13 protein-coding genes and 2 pseudogenes are annotated in these 17892 nt (G+C 74.3%); 4 read left to right on the forward strand and 11 right to left on the reverse strand.

All coding sequences use genetic code 11. From position 1 onward, the window contains the following. Nucleotides 1-329: 329 nt before the first annotated feature. Nucleotides 330-1091: a 3-hydroxybutyrate dehydrogenase gene (locus tag O1G21_RS27405; RefSeq protein ID WP_270147381.1), complete on the reverse strand. Its 762-nt coding sequence runs from the start codon at nt 1089-1091 to the stop codon at nt 330-332. A 310-nt stretch (nt 1092-1401) separates the two neighbouring features. Between O1G21_RS27405 and O1G21_RS27410 the strand changes: the two genes are divergently transcribed. Then, on the forward strand, nt 1402-3315 hold the full coding sequence (locus O1G21_RS27410; protein WP_270147382.1) for a regulator: 1914 nt from the start codon (nt 1402-1404) through the stop codon (nt 3313-3315). 199 nt (nt 3316-3514) lie between these two features. On the opposite strand, the gene O1G21_RS27415 is transcribed toward O1G21_RS27410, so the two are convergent. After that, on the reverse strand, nt 3515-4846 hold the full coding sequence (locus O1G21_RS27415; protein ID WP_270147384.1) for an NAD(P)/FAD-dependent oxidoreductase: 1332 nt from the start codon (nt 4844-4846) through the stop codon (nt 3515-3517). A 391-nt stretch (nt 4847-5237) separates the two neighbouring features. After that, a complete protein-coding gene (locus tag O1G21_RS27420) occupies nt 5238-6143 on the reverse strand; it encodes a TIGR01777 family oxidoreductase (protein ID WP_270147386.1) in 906 nt (301 codons plus the stop codon). Nucleotides 6144-6208: 65 nt separating this feature from the next. On the opposite strand from O1G21_RS27420, the pseudogene O1G21_RS27425 reads away from it, so the two are divergent. Both O1G21_RS27425 and O1G21_RS27430 read left to right on the forward strand, forming a co-directional pair. Next, a pseudogene (locus O1G21_RS27425) lies at nt 6209-6708 on the forward strand (N-acetyltransferase family protein). A gap of 100 nt (nt 6709-6808) precedes the next feature. Continuing rightward, complete coding sequence (locus O1G21_RS27430; protein ID WP_270147388.1) at nt 6809-7888, forward strand: DUF2510 domain-containing protein; 1080 nt, start codon at nt 6809-6811, stop codon at nt 7886-7888. Between the two features lie 13 nt (nt 7889-7901). Here the strand turns inward: O1G21_RS27430 and O1G21_RS27435 are convergent, their stop codons facing one another. The 7 genes and pseudogenes from O1G21_RS27435 to cobU form a co-directional block, all read right to left on the reverse strand. Beyond that, nucleotides 7902-8420: a DUF4240 domain-containing protein gene (locus O1G21_RS27435; RefSeq protein WP_270147389.1), complete on the reverse strand. Its 519-nt coding sequence runs from the start codon at nt 8418-8420 to the stop codon at nt 7902-7904. A gap of 138 nt (nt 8421-8558) precedes the next feature. Continuing rightward, complete coding sequence (gene sucB, locus O1G21_RS27440) at nt 8559-10343, reverse strand: 2-oxoglutarate dehydrogenase, E2 component, dihydrolipoamide succinyltransferase (protein ID WP_270147390.1); 1785 nt, start codon at nt 10341-10343, stop codon at nt 8559-8561. A gap of 66 nt (nt 10344-10409) precedes the next feature. Continuing rightward, nucleotides 10410-11798, reverse strand: coding sequence for a dihydrolipoyl dehydrogenase (gene lpdA / locus O1G21_RS27445; RefSeq protein WP_224284763.1), 1389 nt, complete (start codon nt 11796-11798; stop codon nt 10410-10412). A gap of 416 nt (nt 11799-12214) precedes the next feature. Continuing rightward, a complete protein-coding gene (locus O1G21_RS27450; protein ID WP_270147391.1) occupies nt 12215-13720 on the reverse strand; it encodes a leucyl aminopeptidase in 1506 nt (501 codons plus the stop codon). 258 nt (nt 13721-13978) lie between these two features. Continuing rightward, on the reverse strand, nt 13979-14770 hold the full coding sequence (locus O1G21_RS27455; protein WP_270147393.1) for an adenosylcobinamide-GDP ribazoletransferase: 792 nt from the start codon (nt 14768-14770) through the stop codon (nt 13979-13981). A gap of 292 nt (nt 14771-15062) precedes the next feature. After that, nucleotides 15063-16178, reverse strand: coding sequence for a nicotinate-nucleotide--dimethylbenzimidazole phosphoribosyltransferase (locus O1G21_RS27460; protein WP_270147394.1), 1116 nt, complete (start codon nt 16176-16178; stop codon nt 15063-15065). An 11-nt stretch (nt 16179-16189) separates the two neighbouring features. Further along, nucleotides 16190-16783: pseudogene (cobU, locus tag O1G21_RS27465) on the reverse strand (bifunctional adenosylcobinamide kinase/adenosylcobinamide-phosphate guanylyltransferase); the annotation flags it as partial. A 107-nt stretch (nt 16784-16890) separates the two neighbouring features. On the opposite strand from cobU, the gene O1G21_RS27470 reads away from it, so the two are divergent. Beyond that, nucleotides 16891-17091 (forward strand): hypothetical protein, encoded by a 201-nt coding sequence (locus tag O1G21_RS27470; protein WP_270147395.1) that lies wholly within the window; start codon nt 16891-16893, stop codon nt 17089-17091. Nucleotides 17092-17133: 42 nt separating this feature from the next. On the opposite strand, the gene O1G21_RS27475 is transcribed toward O1G21_RS27470, so the two are convergent. Beyond that, a complete protein-coding gene (locus tag O1G21_RS27475; RefSeq protein ID WP_270151292.1) occupies nt 17134-17874 on the reverse strand; it encodes a class I SAM-dependent methyltransferase in 741 nt (246 codons plus the stop codon). Between the last annotated feature and the right edge of the window lie 18 nt (nt 17875-17892).

A 17892-nucleotide genomic window follows, 5' to 3' on the forward strand; every position in this document is an offset into this window, starting at 1 on the left:
CACAGTCCCCACCCCCGACACAGCTCCCCACCCCATAACCACCCCAGCTCTTCACCACCCCCACCCCCTCCCGCCCAGCGCCGTCGGATCCTCGCTCTCGTGCGTGGGAAGTCGGCCCGGCCGACTTCCCACGCACGAGAAGGCGTTCACCTGCGAACGGGTCCGGGCCTGCGCCCCCCGCGCAGGCCCGGACCCGATTCGCGCTTGGATCTCCCTGTTTTCCTCGGGCTGTACTGCGCCGCCTCTCCTCGCTGGACGGGGGCAGTGCACTCGATCTTCTATTTGTCTTTTGTTTTTGAGATCGAGTGTCCCCAAGAAGTAGAGGGAGCTCAGTGCGCCGTCCACCCTCCGTCGATGGGGAGGCTGACGCCGGTGACGTAGGCGGCGGGCGGTGAGCAGAGCCAGAGGGCGAGTTGGGCGACCTCGGTGGGTTCGATGAGGCGCTTGACGGCGGTGCGGTCGAGCATGATCCGCTCGACGACCTGGTCCTCGGGGATGCCGTGGGCCAGCGCCTGGGCGGCGATCTGCTTCTCCACCAGGGGAGTTCGGACGTACCCGGGGTTGAGGCAGTTGCTGGTGACACCGTGGGGCGCGCCCTCCAGGGCGATGGTCTTGCTGAGGCCCTCCAGGGCGTGCTTGGCGGTGACGTACGCGGACTTGAAGGCGCTGGCGCGCAGGCCGTGGACGGAGGAGACGTTGACGATCCGGCCCCACTGCCGCTCGTACATGTGGGGGAGCGTGCGGCGCAGGATGCGGAACGGGGCCTCGACCATGACGCGTTGGATCAGGGTGAAGCGCTCGACGGGGAACTCGTGCACGGGCGCGACGTGTTGGAGGCCGGCGTTGTTGACCACGATGTCGGCGTCGGCCGGCAGGGCGTCCACGGCCTCGGGGTCGGCGAGGTCCGCGACGATCGCGCGCCCGCCGATCCGGTCCGCGAGCTCCCGCGCCGGACCGGCCGCGAGGTCGACGACGTAGACCCGGGCGCCGGCCCCGGCGAAGGCTTCGGCGCAGGCCCGCCCGATGCCCGAGGCGGCCCCGGTGACCAGGGCCGTGCGGCCGTCGAGCGGGCGGGCAGTAGAGGTGTCCATGGCCGAGAACGGTAGGAATCCGGCGGCTCGGCTCCCATGTGGCGGACCGACACAGCAGGCCCGTCGGCCATGGCGGCAACCACTACGAGCTTCGATCGCCGGTTCGACCCCGGAAGGCCAAACCCATCCTGGCCTCGCTTCCCCACAATGGGCGCGGTTGCTTCACCCGTTCGGAGGATTGCTCGGTCAGATCCACCCATAGCGCCCGAATGCTCGCTACATTCACGCCGATTCCCGACAGGGGGCGCCGCCCCAGCCGAACCGAAGTGCTGGTGGAGCCCGGTGCGACGTCCGAGAGGTGTTGACTGACATGCCCCAACGGCCTGCAACCGACAGCCCGGCGTACGGACCGCTCGACCCGCTCGGCCAGCGCCGAGGCGCGGTCGGCCGGGCCCTCCCGGACGCGCCCGACGCCCTGACCGCCGACACGCTGACCGCTGACACGCTGACCGCCGACGCCCCGACCGCCGAGGAACTGCGGCTGCCCGCGCAGACCGCACCCGCCCGGCACGAAGCCACCGCCGCCCCCGCGACCACCAGCGGCCAGGGCAGCCACACCGGCCACACCGGGCACTCCGGCGCGACCCCGCAGAACAGCCAGCTCGCCGCCCTGATCGAGGAGGCCGGCTTCTCGCACGCCGGCCTGGCCCGCCGGGTCGACCAGCTCGGCCTGGAGCACGGCCTCGACCTGCGCTACGACAAGACCTCGGTCACCCGCTGGCTGCGCGGCCAGCAGCCCCGCGGCGCCACCCCGGCACTGATCGCCGAGGTCTTCACCCGCCGCCTCGGCCGCCGCCTCACCGCCCAGGACCTCGGCCTGGACGCCTGCGCCCCGGTCTACGCGGGCCTGGAGTTCGCCGAGACCCCGCAGGAGGCGGTGGACATCGTGGCGAGCATGTGGCGCAAGGACAACGGCCCGCAGTCCGAGCTGCGCCGGATCGCCTTCACCCCGGCCGGCCTGGTCGTCCCCAGCCGGGACTGGCTGATCGGCCGCACCGACGAGCGGGTCGCCCGGGACGGCTCCACCCTGGCCCGCCCGGACGCCGCCGGTCCGCCCGGTGCCACCCCCGCTGCACCGGCGCCGGGCGCCCCGGGCGCGCCCGGCGCACCCGTCCTGAGCCCGGCGCGCACCCAGCCCGCCGGAGCCCCAGGAGCCCCAGGAGCCGTGGGAGCCCCCGGAGCCCGTAGCACCGCCGGAACCACCGGAACCACCGGCACCGCCGCCCCCATCGGCCGGGTGCCCATCCAGAGCCGCCGTCCGCCGGTGGCAGTCGAGCCGCCGTACACCGACCCGACCCGCGAGGCCCGCCCCACCCTGCGGGTCGGCCGCGGCGACATCGCCGCCATCCGCGCCGTCGGCGACCTCTTCCGTGCGCTCGACCACGCCTACGGCGGCGGCCACGCCCGCCAGGCGCTGGTCCGCTACCTGGAGAGCGAGGCCGAGCCGATGCTGCGCGGCCGCTACGGCGAGCAGATCGGCCGGGCCCTGTTCGGCGCCGTCGCCGACCTGACCAGGCTGGCCGGCTGGACGTCCTTCGACATCGCCGCGCACGGCCTCGCCCAACGCTACTTCGTCCAGGCGCTGCGCCTCTCCCAGGCCGCCGGGGACCGCGCGCTCGGCGGCTACGTCCTGGTGACGATGAGCCAGCAGGCCGTCCACCTGGGCCACGGCCGGGAGGCCGTCCAGCTCGCCCGGGTCGCCCAGCAGGGCGTCGGCACCGCCGTCCCGCCGGTGGTCCAGTCGCTGATGCACGCCGCCGAGGCGCGCGGCCACGGCCTGCTCGGCGACGTCCGCTCCTGCACCACCGCGCTGGTACGGGCCGAGCGCTCGCTCGCGGCCTCCCGGACGGGCGACGAACTTCCCTCCTGGGCCCGGTACTTCGACGAGGCCCAGCTCTCCGACGAGTTCGCCCACTGCTACCGCGACCTCCAGCAGTGGCGCACCTGCGCGCAGCACGCCGAGAAGTCGCTGCGGCTGCGCTCGCCCGCCTACGCGCGCAGCCGGATCTTCTGCCGGCTGGTGCTGGCCACTGCCCGACTCGGCATGGGGGACCTCGACGAGGCCTGCACCATGGCCACCGACGCGCTGCGGGCGGCGGGGGAGATGCGCTCGGCCCGCTCGCTGGAGTACGTCCGGGACTTCCACCGCCGCCTCACGCCGTACCGGGGCAGCCAGGTCGCCCGCGCCTTCGAGGAGACGGCCCGCCAGGCGGGAGTGATCTGACCGCGGAGTGATCCGAACCCGGAGTGATCCGACCGCGGCCCCACCCCCTCGAGGGTGACCGGGCCGGGAGCTCACCGCTCCCGGCCCGGGCCCCGGCCGTCCCGGCACGCCGTCGGTCCGCCACCCCGGCGGACCGCTCGCGTGCCGGCGGGGTCCGCACGACCCCTGCAGGCCGACGTTCGGTCCCACCCCGCGGCGCTCAGGCCGCCGCCTCCGCCTCCCGCGTGCCGGCCGGCAGCCCCAGGTCGCCCAGCACCGCCCGCGCCGCCCGCCGCCCGGAGACCAGCGCGCCCTGCACGGTGCTGGTGTCCCGGTGGTCCCCGGCGACGTACAGCCCGGCCAGCAGTCGCACCGGGCGGCGCAGGTTGTGCGGCGGCGGCATCGCGGGCAGCGCGTCCGGGACGTGCCGCACGCTGAGGAACTGCCAGTCCGCCGTCGAGGTGCCGTACAGCTCGCCGAGCCGGGCCCGGACGGCCGGTTCCAGCCCGGCCGGGCCGCCCGCGTCGAAGGAGCGCCGGCCGAGCACCGTGGTGGCGACCAGTGCCTGCCCGGCCGGGGCGTAGGACGGGTGCAGCCCGCTGAGCACCAGCGAGTGCGAGACCAGCGGCGGGTGCCCGTTCGGCCGGTCGGCGTCGAGCAGCAGCACGGCCTCGTTCAGCGGGGCGCGGTCGGCGGCGTGGAAGAAGGTGGTGACGGGGTGGAAGTCCGGCAGCCGCAGCCCGGGCAGCAGCTCGGCGGCGGAGCGGGCGTCGGTGGCGACCACCACGGCCTGGGCGCCGATCCGCCCGTGGGCGAGGGTCTCCACGCCGTCGGCTCCGATCGAGGTGACCTGCACCCCGGTCCGCACGGTGCCGGCGGGCAGCGCGGCGGCCAGTTGGGCCGGCACGGCCGCGATCCCGTCGGCGGGCAGACAGAGCCGGCCGCGGGCGTACGAACGTAGCACCAGGTCGGCGACCCGGCTGCTGGTGCCGAGGGCCGGATCGCTGAGCAGGGCGCTGAGCAGCGGGCGCAGGAAGCCGTCGATGCTGCGCGGGGCGAGGCCGTGGCCGCCGAGCGCCCGGGCGGTGGTGGTCTCCGGGCGGGCCTGCAGCCGGCCGGCCGGGGTGGTGGCGATCCGGCCGAGCCAGCTGCCGAGGCGGGCCTTGTCCAGCGGGCTGCCGAGCGGGGCCCGGAGCGCGGCCTGCCGCGCGGCGGTGAGCTGCGGGTCCCCGGCGCGGTAACGGCGGCCGGCGCTGTGCACGAGTACGCCGGGCGCGAGCGGGCGCAGGTCCAGGCGGTCGAGGTCGAGCGCCCGGCGCAGCTCGGGGAAGGCGGTGTTCAGCAGGTGGCTGCCGTCGTCGAGGCGGAAGCCGTCCACCTCGCGGGTGGCCATGCGGCCGCCGATCCGGTCGGTGGTCTCCAGGACCTGAACGGTGAGGCCGTGGCCGGTGAGTGCGCGGGCGGCGGCCAGGCCCGCGAGTCCGGCGCCGACCACGACGACGTCCGGGTCGGACGGTCGGCGGGCGCGGCGGGTGAAGTCGTACGTGGGCACGGGTGTGCTCCCTCCCTGGTCCCGGGGCTCCGGCCGACGCAGGCAGCGGGGTGCCGGGACACGGTCCGAGGAAGGTGATGCCCAGTCAGTATGACCATCAGACAAGCGCCGTGGACCGGATGCGGGGGGCGGCAGGGGTTGTGCGGCACCGGGCGGGGGCGCGGTCACGGACAGTGCGCCGTGGTGGCCGGGTTGCCGGGTCGACGGGCGCGCACGGTCACCGGGGGCGTGCGACGCGCCCGCCGTGTGCTCCCGTGCGCCCCCTCCCGGAGCCCTGCCCGACCCCGCCGGGCATATGCCCCCGGCCAGGGCGAATGCCGTAGCGGGACTACGAAGGACGACGCGTCAACACGCCACGCGCGGACGCCTCACCACCCCGCGTGCGGGCGCCTCACAGCGCCGCCCGCACCGCCGAGTCCAGATCCGGGTGCGCGAACCGGAAGCCCGCGTCCAGCAGTCGCCGCGGCACCACCCGGTGGCTGCCGACCACCTCGACCGCCAGTTCCCCGAGCACCAGCTTGAGCACGGCCTCCGGCACCGGGAACGGCGTCGGCCGCCGCAGCGCCCGGCCGAGCGCCGCGGTCAGCTCCGCGTTGGTGGCCGGCTGCGGGGCGGTGAGGTTGAAGGCGCCGGAGAGGTCGTCCCGGTCGATCAGGAAGCGCAGCGCGGCCACCTCGTCGGCCAGCGAGATGTAGCTCCAGTACTGCCGTCCGCTGCCGAGCCGGCCGCCCAGGCCCAGCTTGAACAGCGGGAACAGCCGTCCGCCCGCGCCGCCCGCGGCGGAGAGCACCATCCCGGTGCGCGGGTGGACGACCCGGATCCCGGCCCGCTCGGCCGGCCGCGCGGCCGCCTCCCACTCCAGGCACACCTCGGCCAGGAAGTCGTCCCCGGCGGGGGAGTCCTCGTCGATCACCCGGTCGCCGGTCTGCCCGTACCAGCCGACCGCGGAGGCGCTGACCAGTACCCGCGGCGGCTCCTCGAGCGCCGCCAGCGCCACCGCCAGCGTCTCGGTGCCGTACACCCGGCTCTCCCGGATCTCCCGCTTGTAGGCGTCGGTCCAGCGGCGGTCGCCGACCCCGGCGCCGGCCAGGTGCACCACCGCCTCGACCCCGGCGAGCCCGTCCCGGTCGACCTCGCCGAGCAGCGGGTTCCAGCCGATCGCGGTACTGCCGTCGGGCTGCGGCCCCGTCCTGGAACGGTGCCGGACCAGCCGGACCACCTGGTGGCCGTCCGCCAGCAGGGAGCGGACGAGCGCCGAACCGATCAATCCCGTGGAGCCAGTGACAGCGATGCGCATGCGGCCATCCTCGCAGTACTTGTCACCTGTCACCTTTCGCACGCGCCCCATTGGCATCACGCGACATGACCAGTGATGACGATCTGACCATCCGCCCGGCCCGCCCCGAGGACGAGCCCGGCCTCGCCGCGCTCGACCGCGCCTCCTGGTCCACCCTCTCCGACGTCGCCCCGGAGCCGCCCGCCGAGGACTCGGTCTTCGACGAGCGGCACACCCCCGACCAGTACCTGCTCGCCCTGCTGGACCGCCGGATCGTCGGCTACGTCCGCCAGGTTCCGGCGACCCGCTGGCCGCCAACCGGCACGTCCGGCAGATCCAGGGCCTGGCCGTCGACGACGCGGTGCGCGGCCGGGGCATCGGCCGCCGGCTGGTCGAGGCGGCCTGCGCGGCGGCCCGGGCCGGGGGCGCCCGCAAGATGACCCTCCGGGTGCTCGGTTGGAACGCCCCGGCCCGCCGGTTGTACGAGAGCTGCGGCTTCGCGGTCGAGGGCGTGCTGGCCGAGGAGTTCCTGATCGACGGCCGCTACGTGGACGACGTCTGGATGGCCCGCCGACTCGGCGGCTGAACCCGCACCGAAACGGCTGACGCGGCGTCAGAACAGGTGCTGCAGAGTCGTGACGTACCTGCCCTGTCTGGAGCGGCACACCGCCGGGTACCGTACGCCCGTGAGCAACTCGACGCCTCCCGGGTGGTACCCGGTCCCCGGTGCGGACGGCGCGCCCGGTCACGAGCGCTGGTGGGACGGCAACGCCTGGACCAGCGAGGTCCGGCCGCTCCAGGGCGGCGCCGCGCAGGTCGCCGACGCCCCGACCCAGACCTGGCAGCCCACCACCGCGCAGCCCCGCCCCGGCTACGGCTACCCGGCGCAGAGCGGCTCACCCGCGGCGGGCTACGGCTACCCGGTCCAGGACGCGGCCCAGCCACCCGGCTACGGCCACCCCGGCCAGGCAGGGTACCCGGGCCGGTCGCCGTACCCCGGCCAGGAGGCCTACCCGGGAGCGGCCTACGGCTACCCGCCGCCGACCGGCGGCGGAGGGACCAGGCCCGGTGTGATCATCGGCATCGCGGTCGCCGTGCTGGCGGTCGGCGGGCTGATAGCCGGGCTGGTGTTCAGCAACGGCGGGGACCCGAAGGCGGGCCCCACCCCGAACCCCACGGTCACCGTCACCCAGACCGACAGCCCCGCGCCGAGCCCCACCCCGACCCGGACCACCCCGACCGTCCCGGCCCCCAAGCCCGTCCCGTCCCCGAAGAGCACCGTCCCCGACCCGCAGCACGCGATCACCGTCCCGGTGTTCGACGGCTGGGAGGCGGCGACCAACTCCGCGCACTCCACGGTCTACCTCGGCAGCGGCCGCTACACCTGCGCCGACGGCAACTCCTGCATCCGCGGCCAGTTCTCGATCGAGAAGGACACCGTCCAGGGCAGCACCCCCAAGGGCGCCGCCGACGCCGCGATGCCGGGCTACGCCGGGACGATCTTCAGCGGGATCACCTCCCACACCGACTCCGGCTCCGGCTACGTCAGCGTCGCCGGCGTGCTCGGCTACGCCACCCGCTGGCACGTCAGCACCTCGGACGGCACCCGGGGCTACGTGCTGCTGGCCGCCGTCCCGGCCAAGGGCGGCGGCTACGTGGTCTTCGAGGGCGGCGTGGACGACGACCCGGCCGCGCCGGACGCCTCGGTGCTGGACCAGATCCTCAAGGGCATCAAGCAGGACAGCTCCTCCGGCAGCAGCACCTGACGGCCGGGGAGCGCTACTGGTCCCCGTAGCGCTCCCAGAGCTTGGGAAAGCGTTTCGCCATGACGTCCGGGTCGTCGAAGTCCAGCGGTGTCCCGGACGGCTGCCCCGCCTGCCGCCCGCCCACGTCCGGCAGCGGCAGGCCGGTCAGCTGCTCGTACGCCTCGTCGGCGGCGTAGCCGAGGTCCTCGGCCTCGCCGTCCTCCTCCTCGTCGAACTCGGGCAGCAGGTCCGCCAGGTCGTCCGGCTCGGCGAGCCCGCCCTCGAAGACCTCCCGGCCCTGGCCGATCAGCCAGTAGCGGAAGTAGTCGAAGGTCTCCTCGGAGGCGCCGTCCAGCAGCAGGTGGGCCGCACCCCACAGGTCGTGGCGGTAGGCGCGCTGGAACCGGGCCTCGAACAGCCGGGCGAAGTCGATCACATCGTCCGGGGTCAGCTGGAGGAGGCGCTCCACCAGCCGTTCCGCCTGTTCGTCGGGATCGCCGGCGGCGGCCTCCCAGGTCTCGTCGATGATCTGCCAGAAGTCGGTCTCGTCCATCACCGCTCCAGCATCCCTGTTCCGCCGCCTCCACGCATGCCACGACCCGGCGGAGAACGCACCCCCGCGAACGGCGGGAGCCCCGCGCCGTCCGGGGACGACGCGGGGCTCCGCACGACTGCGTTCAGCCGAGATGCCTCACAGGCCGAGCTCGACCTCGAACTCGCCGGCCTCCAGGATCTCCTTGACCGCGACCAGGTAGCGGGCGGCGTCGGCGCCGTCCACCAGGCGGTGGTCGTAGGAGAGCGACAGGTAGGTCATGTCACGGATGCCGATGGCGGTGCCGCCGTCGGCCTCGATGACCACCGGGCGCTTGACGGTGGCGCCGATGCCCAGGATGGCGGCCTGGTTCGGCGGCACGATCACGGTGTCGAACAGCGCACCGCGCGAGCCGGTGTTGCTGATGGTGAAGGTGGCGCCGGACAGCTCGTCCGGGGTGATCTTGCTGTCGCGGACCTTGGCGGCCAGCTCGGCGGTCTTCTTCGAGATGCCGGCGATGTTGAGGTCGCCCGCACCCTTGATGACCGGGGTCATCAGACCCTTCTCGGAGTCCACCGCGATGCCGATGTTCTCGGAGTCGAAGTAGGTGATGGTGCCCTCGGCCTCGTTGATCCGCGCGTTGATGACCGCGTGGACCTTCAGCGCCTGGGCGGCGGCCTTGACGAAGAACGGCATCGGGGAGAGCTTGACGCCCTCGCGGGCGAGGAAGCCGTCCTTGGCCTTGGCGCGCAGCGACATGATCTTGGTGACGTCCACCTCGACCACGCTGGTCAGCTGTGCCTGCTCGTGCAGGGCCTTCATCATGTTGTCGCCGATGACCTTGCGCATGCGGGTCATCTTGACCGTCTGGCCACGCAGGGCGGACGGCGCGGCGGCGGCCTTCGGCGCAGCGGCCGGGGCGGCAGCGGCGGCCGGGGCCGGAGCGGCCTTGGCGGCCTCCGCGGCGGCGATGACGTCCTGCTTGCGGATGCGGCCGCCGACGCCGGTACCGGCGACGGCGGACAGCTCGACACCGTGCTCGGCAGCGAGCTTGCGCACCAGCGGGGTGACGTAGGCCTCGCCGCTGTCGGCCACCGGGGCGGCCGGAGCGGCCGGGGCGGCGACGGGGGCGGGGGCGGCAACCGGAGCCGGAGCCGGAGCAGCGGCAACCGGAGCCGGGGCGGCCGGGGCCGGAGCCGGGGCAGCGGCCGGGGCCGGAGCAGCCGGGGCGGCGGCCGGGGCCGGAGCAGCCGGGGCGGCGGCCGGGGCCGGGGCAGCCGGGGCGGCGGCCGGGGCCGGGGCAGCGGCCGGAGCCGGAGCGGCAGCGGCGGCACCCGGGGCGCCGATCAGCGCGAGCTGGGCGCCGACCTCGGCGGTCTCGTCCTCGCCGACCAGGATCTTCACGACGACGCCGGCGACCGGCGACGGGATCTCGGTGTCGACCTTGTCGGTGGAGACCTCGAGCAGCGGCTCGTCGACCTCGACCGTCTCACCCTCGGCCTTCAGCCAGCGGGTGACGGTGCCCTCGGAAACGCTCTCGCCCAGCGCGGGCAGCAGCACCGGGGTGGCGTCACCGGCGGGAGCAGCCGGAGCGGCGGCCGGGGCGGCAGCCGGAGCCTCGGCGGCCGGAGCCGGAGCAGCAGCCGGAGCCTCGGCGGCCGGAGCGGCCTCGGCAGCCGGGGCGGCGGCAGCGGCCGGGGCGCCGGAGCCGTCGTCGATGACCGCCAGCTCGGCGCCGACCTCGACGGTCTCGTCCTCGGCGACCTTGATCGAGGTGAGGATGCCGGAAGCCGGGGCCGGGATCTCGGTGTCGACCTTGTCGGTCGACACCTCGAGCAGCGGCTCGTCGACCTCGACGCGCTCACCCTCGGCCTTCAGCCAACGGGTGACAGTGCCCTCGGAAACGCTCTCGCCCAGCGCGGGCAGTGTTACTGAGACCGCCATGGTTTCAGCGACTCCTATCAAGTCTTGCGTACGGGAAGTACTGGAAACGGTGGGTGGTGGGCGCGATCAGTCGTGCGCGTGCAGCGGCTTGCCGGCCAGCGCCAGGTGCGCCTCGCCCAGGGCCTCGGACTGGGTCGGGTGCGCGTGGATGAGCTGCGCGACCTCGGCCGGCAGGGCCTCCCAGTTGTAGATCAGCTGGGCTTCGCCGACCTGCTCGCCCATGCGGGCGCCGACCATGTGGACGCCGACCACGGCGCCGTCCTTGACCTGGACGAGCTTGATCTCGCCGGCGGTCTTCAGGATCTTGCTCTTGCCGTTGCCGGCCAGGTTGTACTTCAGGGTGACGACCTTCTCCTTGCCGTACAGCTCGACGGCCTTGGCCTCGGAGATGCCGACGGAGGCGACCTCGGGGTTGGAGTAGGTCACGCGCGGGACGCCGTCGTAGTCGATCGGCATCGGCTTGAGGCCGGCCAGGCGCTCGGCGACCAGGATGCCCTCGGCGAAGCCGACGTGGGCGAGCTGCAGGGTCGGGGCGAGGTCGCCGACGGCGGAGATGGTGGGCACGTTGGTGCGCATGTACTCGTCGACCAGGACGTAGCCGCGGTCCATCGCGACGCCGTTCTCCTCGTAGCCGAGGCCGGCCGAGACCGGGCCGCGGCCGATGGCGACGAGCAGCAGGTCGGCGTCGATCTGCTTGCCGTTCTCGGTGGAGACGCGGACACCGGTCTCGGTGTACTCGACGCCCGAGAAGCGGGCCTTCAGCTCGAACTTGATGCCGCGCTTGCGGAAGGCGCGCTCCAGCAGCTTGGAGGAGTTCTCGTCCTCCAGCGGGACGAGGTGCGGCAGCGCCTCGACGATGGTGACCTCGACGCCGAAGGACTTCCAGACCGAGGCGAACTCGACGCCGATGACGCCGCCGCCCAGGATGACGGCCGACTTCGGGATCCGGTCGAGCTTGAGGGCGTGGTCCGAGGAGATCACGCGGTTGCCGTCGATCTCCAGGCCCGGGATCGAGCGCGGGACGGAACCGGTGGCCAGGACGATGTGCCGGCCTTCGATGCGCTGGCCGTTCACGTCCACCGAGGTCTGCGAGGAGAGCTTGCCCTCGCCCTGGATGAAGGTGACCTTGCGGGACGCCACCAGGCCCTGCAGACCCTTGTACAGGCCGGCGATGACGTCGTCCTTGTACTTGTGGACGCCATTGATGTCGATGCCCTGGAAGGTGGCCAGAACGCCGAACTCGGCGGCCTCCTTCGTCTCGTCCGCGATTTCGGCGGCGTGCAGCAGTGCCTTGGTCGGGATGCAGCCGCGGTGCAGGCAGGTGCCGCCCAGCTCACCCTTCTCGACCAGGGCAACGCTCAGACCCAGCTGAGCGGCGCGGAGCGCCGCGGCGTAACCGCCGCTTCCGCCTCCGAGAATGACTACGTCGAAAACGGTGCTGGCGTCGTTCGCCACGTCACGTCCTCCATGCAATGGGGTGGGTCGCCGGGCCGGTCGCGGTCCGGTGGGTCGGAAGCCTTTGTGGGGCGCCCAGTCGTGCCGGAAATACATCTTCGCACTTGTTCGCGGTGGCTGATGTCCGGGTCCGCCCCAGGGGCGTCCCACGGAGTGGTCACCGGGGCGGGAACACCCCCGACGGAAGGGCATCATCGCAGCTCAAGGCCCTGTTGGCAGCCGCCGGACGGGCGTCTTCCGCGCGGTTCGGCGCCGCCTCTTCCGCAGTGCGGAACAAAGTTTCGCCCGTGGCGAACAGAGGTGCGATGCGGTTCCCCCGCCTACTCACAGGTAACCCGCGGCGGACGCCGACGGGGGCCCGGCGCACACGCGCCGGGCCCCCGTGGAGGCTGAGGTCCGCGAGGAGCGGGCCCGGGTCAGGCCTTGCCGTTGGCCGCGGTCTGCTCCGCGAAGCGGACCAGGGTCCGCACCGCGCTCGCGGTGCCGCCCTTCGGGGTGTAGCCGAACGGCGCGCTCTCGTGGAACGCCGGGCCGGCGATGTCCAGGTGCGCCCAGTCGATGCCCTCGGCCACGAACTCCTGCAGGAACAGGCCGGCCACCAGACCGCCGCCCATCCGCTCGCCCATGTTGGCCAGGTCGGCGATGGTCGAGTCGGTCATGCCCTTCTTGAGCTCGGCCGGCAGCGGCAGCGGCCAGGACTGCTCGCCGACCTCGCCCGCGAGGGCGTGCAGGTTGTCGCGCAGCTCGTCGTTGTTGGCCATCACACCGAAGGTGCGGGTGCCCAGGGCCAGCACCATGGCGCCGGTCAGGGTCGCCACGTCGACGATGACGTCCGGGTTGTCCTCGCCGGCCTTCACGATCGCATCGGCCAGCACCAGACGGCCCTCGGCGTCGGTGTTCAGCACCTCGACGGTCTTGCCGCCGTACATGCGCAGCACGTCGCCCGGGCGGGTGGCGGAGCCGGACGGCATGTTCTCGGCCAGCGCCAGCCAGGCGGTCACGTTGACGGCCAGGCCCAGACGCTTGGCGGCCACCACGGCGGCGAACACGGCGGCGGCGCCGGCCATGTCGCACTTCATGGTCTCGTTGTGGCCGGCCGGCTTCAGCGAGATGCCGCCCGAGTCGTAGGTGATGCCCTTGCCGACGAAGGCCAGCGAGGCCTTCGCCTTCGGGTGGGTGTAGGCCACCTTCACCAGCCGCGGCGGGTTGGCCGAGCCGTTGCCGACGCCCAGCAGGCCGCCGAAGCCGCCCTTTGCCAGCGCCTTCTCGTCCAGCACCTCGACCTTCAGGCCGTGCTCCTTGCCGGCCGCCTGGGCGATCGCGGCGAAGCTCTTCGGGTTCAGGTCATTCGGCGCGGTGTTGACCAGGTCGCGGGCGCGGTTCATCTCCTCGCCGATCGCGGTGGCCCGCTCCACGGCGGCCTTGGCGTCCTTGCTGCCCTTGCGGGCGGTCAGCACGACCAGCTCGCCGACCGGCTCCTTGCCGTTGCCGTTGGCCTTGTAGGTGCCGAAGGCGTACGAGCCGAGCAGGCCGCCCAGCGCGACCGCCTCGACCTCCACCGCGGACTCGGCCGGCAGGGCCAGCGCGGCCTTCTTGACGCCGGCCAGGGTGCGGCCGGCGACACCGGCGGCGCGGCGCAGCGCCTCCAGCCCGTAGCCGTCCTCGGCCGCCTCGCCGAGGCCGACCGCGAGCACGAGCGCGGCCTTCAGGCCGGCGGGGGAGGCCACCTTGACGGTCTCGCCCTCGGCGCCGGTCGCGCCCAGGGTGCCGAGGACCTCGGCCAGCTTGCCCTCGAACGCCTCGTTCACGGCCTCGGCGCCGGGGGCCAGCACAATGCCCTTGGGGCCCTTCGCGACACCGACCACCAGGGCGTCCGCGCGCAGCGAGGCGGCGGAGGAGGTGCTCACAGACAATGCAGTCACGTAATGCGTCCTGTTCTTTCGCGGTCCACGGCCGGTCGCGGCGTGACTGCCGCACCGGCGCAGCCCGCCGTCGCAGGCCGTCCGCCGGCGGGCCCTGCGGTTCCGGGCCCCCTGGCGCGCGCGTCCGCCGACAGCGGCCGCACACACCAGAGGCCCCGGCTCCTCGGTGCGCGCCGGGCGGGCAGGACCTGCCACGGTGCAGGGCTGCGGTGCTTCACGCATGGTAGTCCGCATGGTGGGATCACGCGCCGCCCGGCGTCAGCCGAGCAACGCCAAGGCGAACAGCGTCCCGGTCGCGGCGGTCTCCGCCATCGCGCCGAGCACGTCCCCGGTGATCCCGCCGAACCTGCGGACGCACCGCCCGAGCAGCAGCCGGGCGCAACCCACGCCGAACCCAACCGCCAGCGGCAGACGCAGGGCTGACCATCCGTCGAACGACCCGCACGCAGCCAGGGCGAGCGCCGCGAGGGCCGTCCCGGCGACGGCCCCGGCGGGGGAGACGGTGCCCGCCACCATCGCCCCGAGCCCGCCCGGCCGCGCGGCCGGCACCGACCGCAGACAGCCCCAACCCAGCGCGCACCGGGCGGCCACCGCCGAGGCGAGCACCGCGAGCGCGCCGCGCGACACCGAGTGCCCGAACTGCCCGGCCAGCGCGGCGACCTGCGCCAGCAGCACCAGGACCAGCGTCAGGACGCCGAACGGCCCGATGTCGGACTGCTTCATGATCCGCAGCGCGTCCTCGGCCGGCTTGCCGCTGCCCAGCCCGTCGGCGACGTCCGCCAGACCGTCCAGGTGCAGCCCCCTGGTCAGCGCGGCCGGCACCGCCACCGCCGCCACCGCCCCGAGCAGCCCACCCGCCCGCCAGGACACCAGCGCCCCCACCCCGGCCGCGATCCCGCCCAGCACCACCCCCACCACGGGAGCCGCCGTCATCGCCCGGCCCCCCGCCGCCCGGTCCCACCGCTCCACCCGCACCCGCAGCACCGACAGCGTCCCGAACGCGAACCGCAGCCCCTCCCCCCACGTCACCCGCCCACCACCGCCGGCCATCGCTCCACTCCTCCACCACACCACACGACCAGAACCAACAAGCAGAATCCCGGCGCCCCGGCACCAACCCCGAACCCCACCCCTCCAAACAAGCAGAATCCCCGCGCCCCGAAAGGGGCGCGGGGAACTGCGCGGGGCGGAAGGCCGCGGGCCGGAAGCTCGATCGCCGCCGCTCAGTTGCAGGTGCTCGTCCCGTCGGGCGTGCGGATCCGCGCGAAGCGAAGGCCACGGCCCGGAAGCTCAACCGCCACCGCTCAGTTGCCGGACCGTCCGATTCCCCGCCCCGCCCCCGCTACAGCCTCCGCAGCAGATCCGCCGCCGAAGGCAGCTTCGGCTGCTCCTTCGGCGCCGACGGCACGAACGGCTGCGCCGCCTCCTCCGCGAGCGCGTCGCCCGCCGCCTGGAGCAGCGGCAGCGCGAGCACCGCCCCGACGCCCTCGCCCATGGCGATCCCCTGGTCCTGCATCGGCGTCAGGGTCAGCCGGTCGTACGCCTTCGCCTGGGCCGGCTCGCCGCTGGACTGCCCGGCCCGCCACCACTCCGGCGCCCGGAAGGCGATCCGCTGCGCGACCAGCGCGCAGGCCGAGGAGACCACGCCGTCCAGCACCACCGGCAGCCGTCGGACGGCGGCCTGCAGCAGGAACCCGGTGATGGCGGCGAAGTCCGCCCCGCCGGTGGCGCCGAGCAGCGCCAGCTGGTCGCCGAGCACCGGCCGGGCCCGCCGCAGCGAGTCCCGGATGGTGGCGCACTTGACCATCCACACCCGGTCGTCGATCCCCGAGCCGCGCCCGCAGACCGCGGCCGCGTCCGTCCCGCACAGCGCGCCGACCAGGACGGCGGCCACCGTGGTGGAGCCGACCCCGAGGTCGCCGAGCAGTACCAGGTCGGTGCCGGAGTCGGCTTCCTCGTCGGCCACGGCCATGCCGGCCCGGAAGGCCCGTACGGTCTCCTCCGGGCTGAGCGCGTCCTCGACGTCGATCCGGCCGGAGCCGCGCCGGATCCGGTGGGCGACCACCTCGTCCGGGAATTCCGCGGGGTCGGCGTCCACCGCGACGTCGACCACCCGCAGTTCCGCGCCGTAGCGCGCGGCCAGCCGGGCGACCGGCGCGGTGCCGTCGAGCACCGCCCGCACCCGGGCCGCGGTGCCGCCCTGGGCGGGCAGCCGGGAGACCCCGAGCGCGGCCACGCCGTGGTCGGCGGCGAACAGCAGCACCTTGGGCGCCGAGACCGGCCGCACCGGGGAGCGCCCCTGTACGGACGACAGCCAGCTGCCCAGCTCCTCCAGCTTGCCGAGGCCGCCGCGCGGCCGCCCGGCTTCCTGCCAGCGCTCCTCGGCGGCCCGCCGGGCACTGTCGTCGGGGCGCTCGACGAGCGAGGAGAACGTATCGAGATCCACGGTCGTGTCCATCGTTCGGAAGGCTACACGCCGCAGGTGTGCGGGCTGGGCTTGACCGTCAGAACCTGTCCTGCGACGACCAGTAGCACCCGTTCCGAGGCGTCCGCCACGGCCATGTTGAGCCGGCCCAGGGTGTCGCGGAAGCGCCGTCCGGCGGCGGTCGCCGGGACCACACCCATGCCGACCTCGTTGCTCACCGCGACGACCGTCCGCGAGGTGGCCGCCCAGGCCGCGGCCAGCGCCTGGCAGCGGCGCTGCACCGCCGCCTCGGCCCGGTTCGCCCACGCGTCGTCGTCCCAGGCGCCGCACTCGTCCATCACGGCGGTCAGCCACAGCGCCAGGCAGTCGATCAGCACCGGCGCCGGGTCGCCGGTGTCGGCCAGTACGGCCTCCAGCTCGCAGGTCTCGACGGTGCGCCAGCTCGCCGGCCGGCGGTCCCGGTGCAGCGCGATCCGCTGGGCCCACTCGGCGTCGCCGTCCCGGGTGCCGCCGGTGGCCACGTACAGGACGTCGGCCCGGTCGGCGAGCAGTTGCTCGGCGCGGGTGGACTTGCCGGAGCGCGCGCCTCCGAGCAGCAGCGTGCGGGGGAGCGGGGGGTGGGTCGCCATGGCGCCCATCCTGCCGGACAGGCATACGGAAGATCGGGCCGGGCAGGCTATGGTGCGCACCACACACAGCAGCACGCACAGCACACAGGCAGCAGCGTCAGCGGGAGGAGCCGGGCATGGTCTGGACGTGGCGGTACGAGAAGGCGGACGGCAGCGCGGTGACGTCGAGCCTCGGCCAGGAGGAGTTCGCCGGTCAGGGCGACGCCGAGACCTGGATCGGGGAGACCTGGAAGCAGCTCGCCGAGGAGGGCGTGGACACCGCGGTCCTGCTGGAGGACGGCAACAAGGTCTACGCGATGAGCCTGCACGAGGCCTGAGCCCCCGCCCCTTCACCCCGGAGGCGAGCGGGCGAGTAGCTGCTACTTCGCCCCGATCACGTGCAGCAGCGCCGCGACCTGCCGGTACGGATCGGTGCGGCCGGCCCGGTCCTCGGCCTCGAGCAGCTGGGCCAGCTGCCGCCCGTCCACCGGCGGGGCGGCGTCGTCGGGCGCGTTGTCGGTGAAGACCCGGACGCCGTACCAGTGCCGCAGCGGCACCGACACCTCGGAGAGGGTGACGGACAGGTCGGCGAGCCGGTCGGCGCGGGCGGCCAGCCCGAGCCGGTTGTAGTACCGGTCGCTCTCGAAGGCGTGCAGGGCGGCCCGCCAGTCCCCGGCGGCGGCGGGCCGCAGCGCGAGCGCGTCCCGGTTGCGGACCAGCAGTGAGAGCAGTCCGCCGGGTGCCAGCAGCCGGGCCAGCGAGGCGATCATCGGGTCCGGGTCGGGCAGGTACATCAGGACGCCGTGGCAGAGCACCACGTCGAAGCTGCGCGGGCCGAACCAGCGCCCGCACTGGTGGCCGTCGCCGCTGAGCAGCTGCAGCCGGCCGCGCACCTCGGGCGGTTCCTCGGCGAGGGCCCCCTGGGCGACGCCGAGCGCGACCGGGTCGGAGTCGATCCCGGTGACGTAGTGGCCGGCCCGGGCCAGTCGCAGGGCCTGGGTGCCCTGCCCGCAGCCGATGTCGAGGACGCGCTGCGCGGTGCGGCCGGCCAGCTGTTCGGCGAGCTGCCGGGAGACGAGCTCCTGCCGGACGAAGTTGCGCAGTCCGCCGAGCCGGTCCAGCCAGGCGCCGGTGCCGCC

The organism is Kitasatospora cathayae, assembly GCF_027627435.1.
Lineage (GTDB): Bacteria > Actinomycetota > Actinomycetes > Streptomycetales > Streptomycetaceae > Kitasatospora > Kitasatospora cathayae.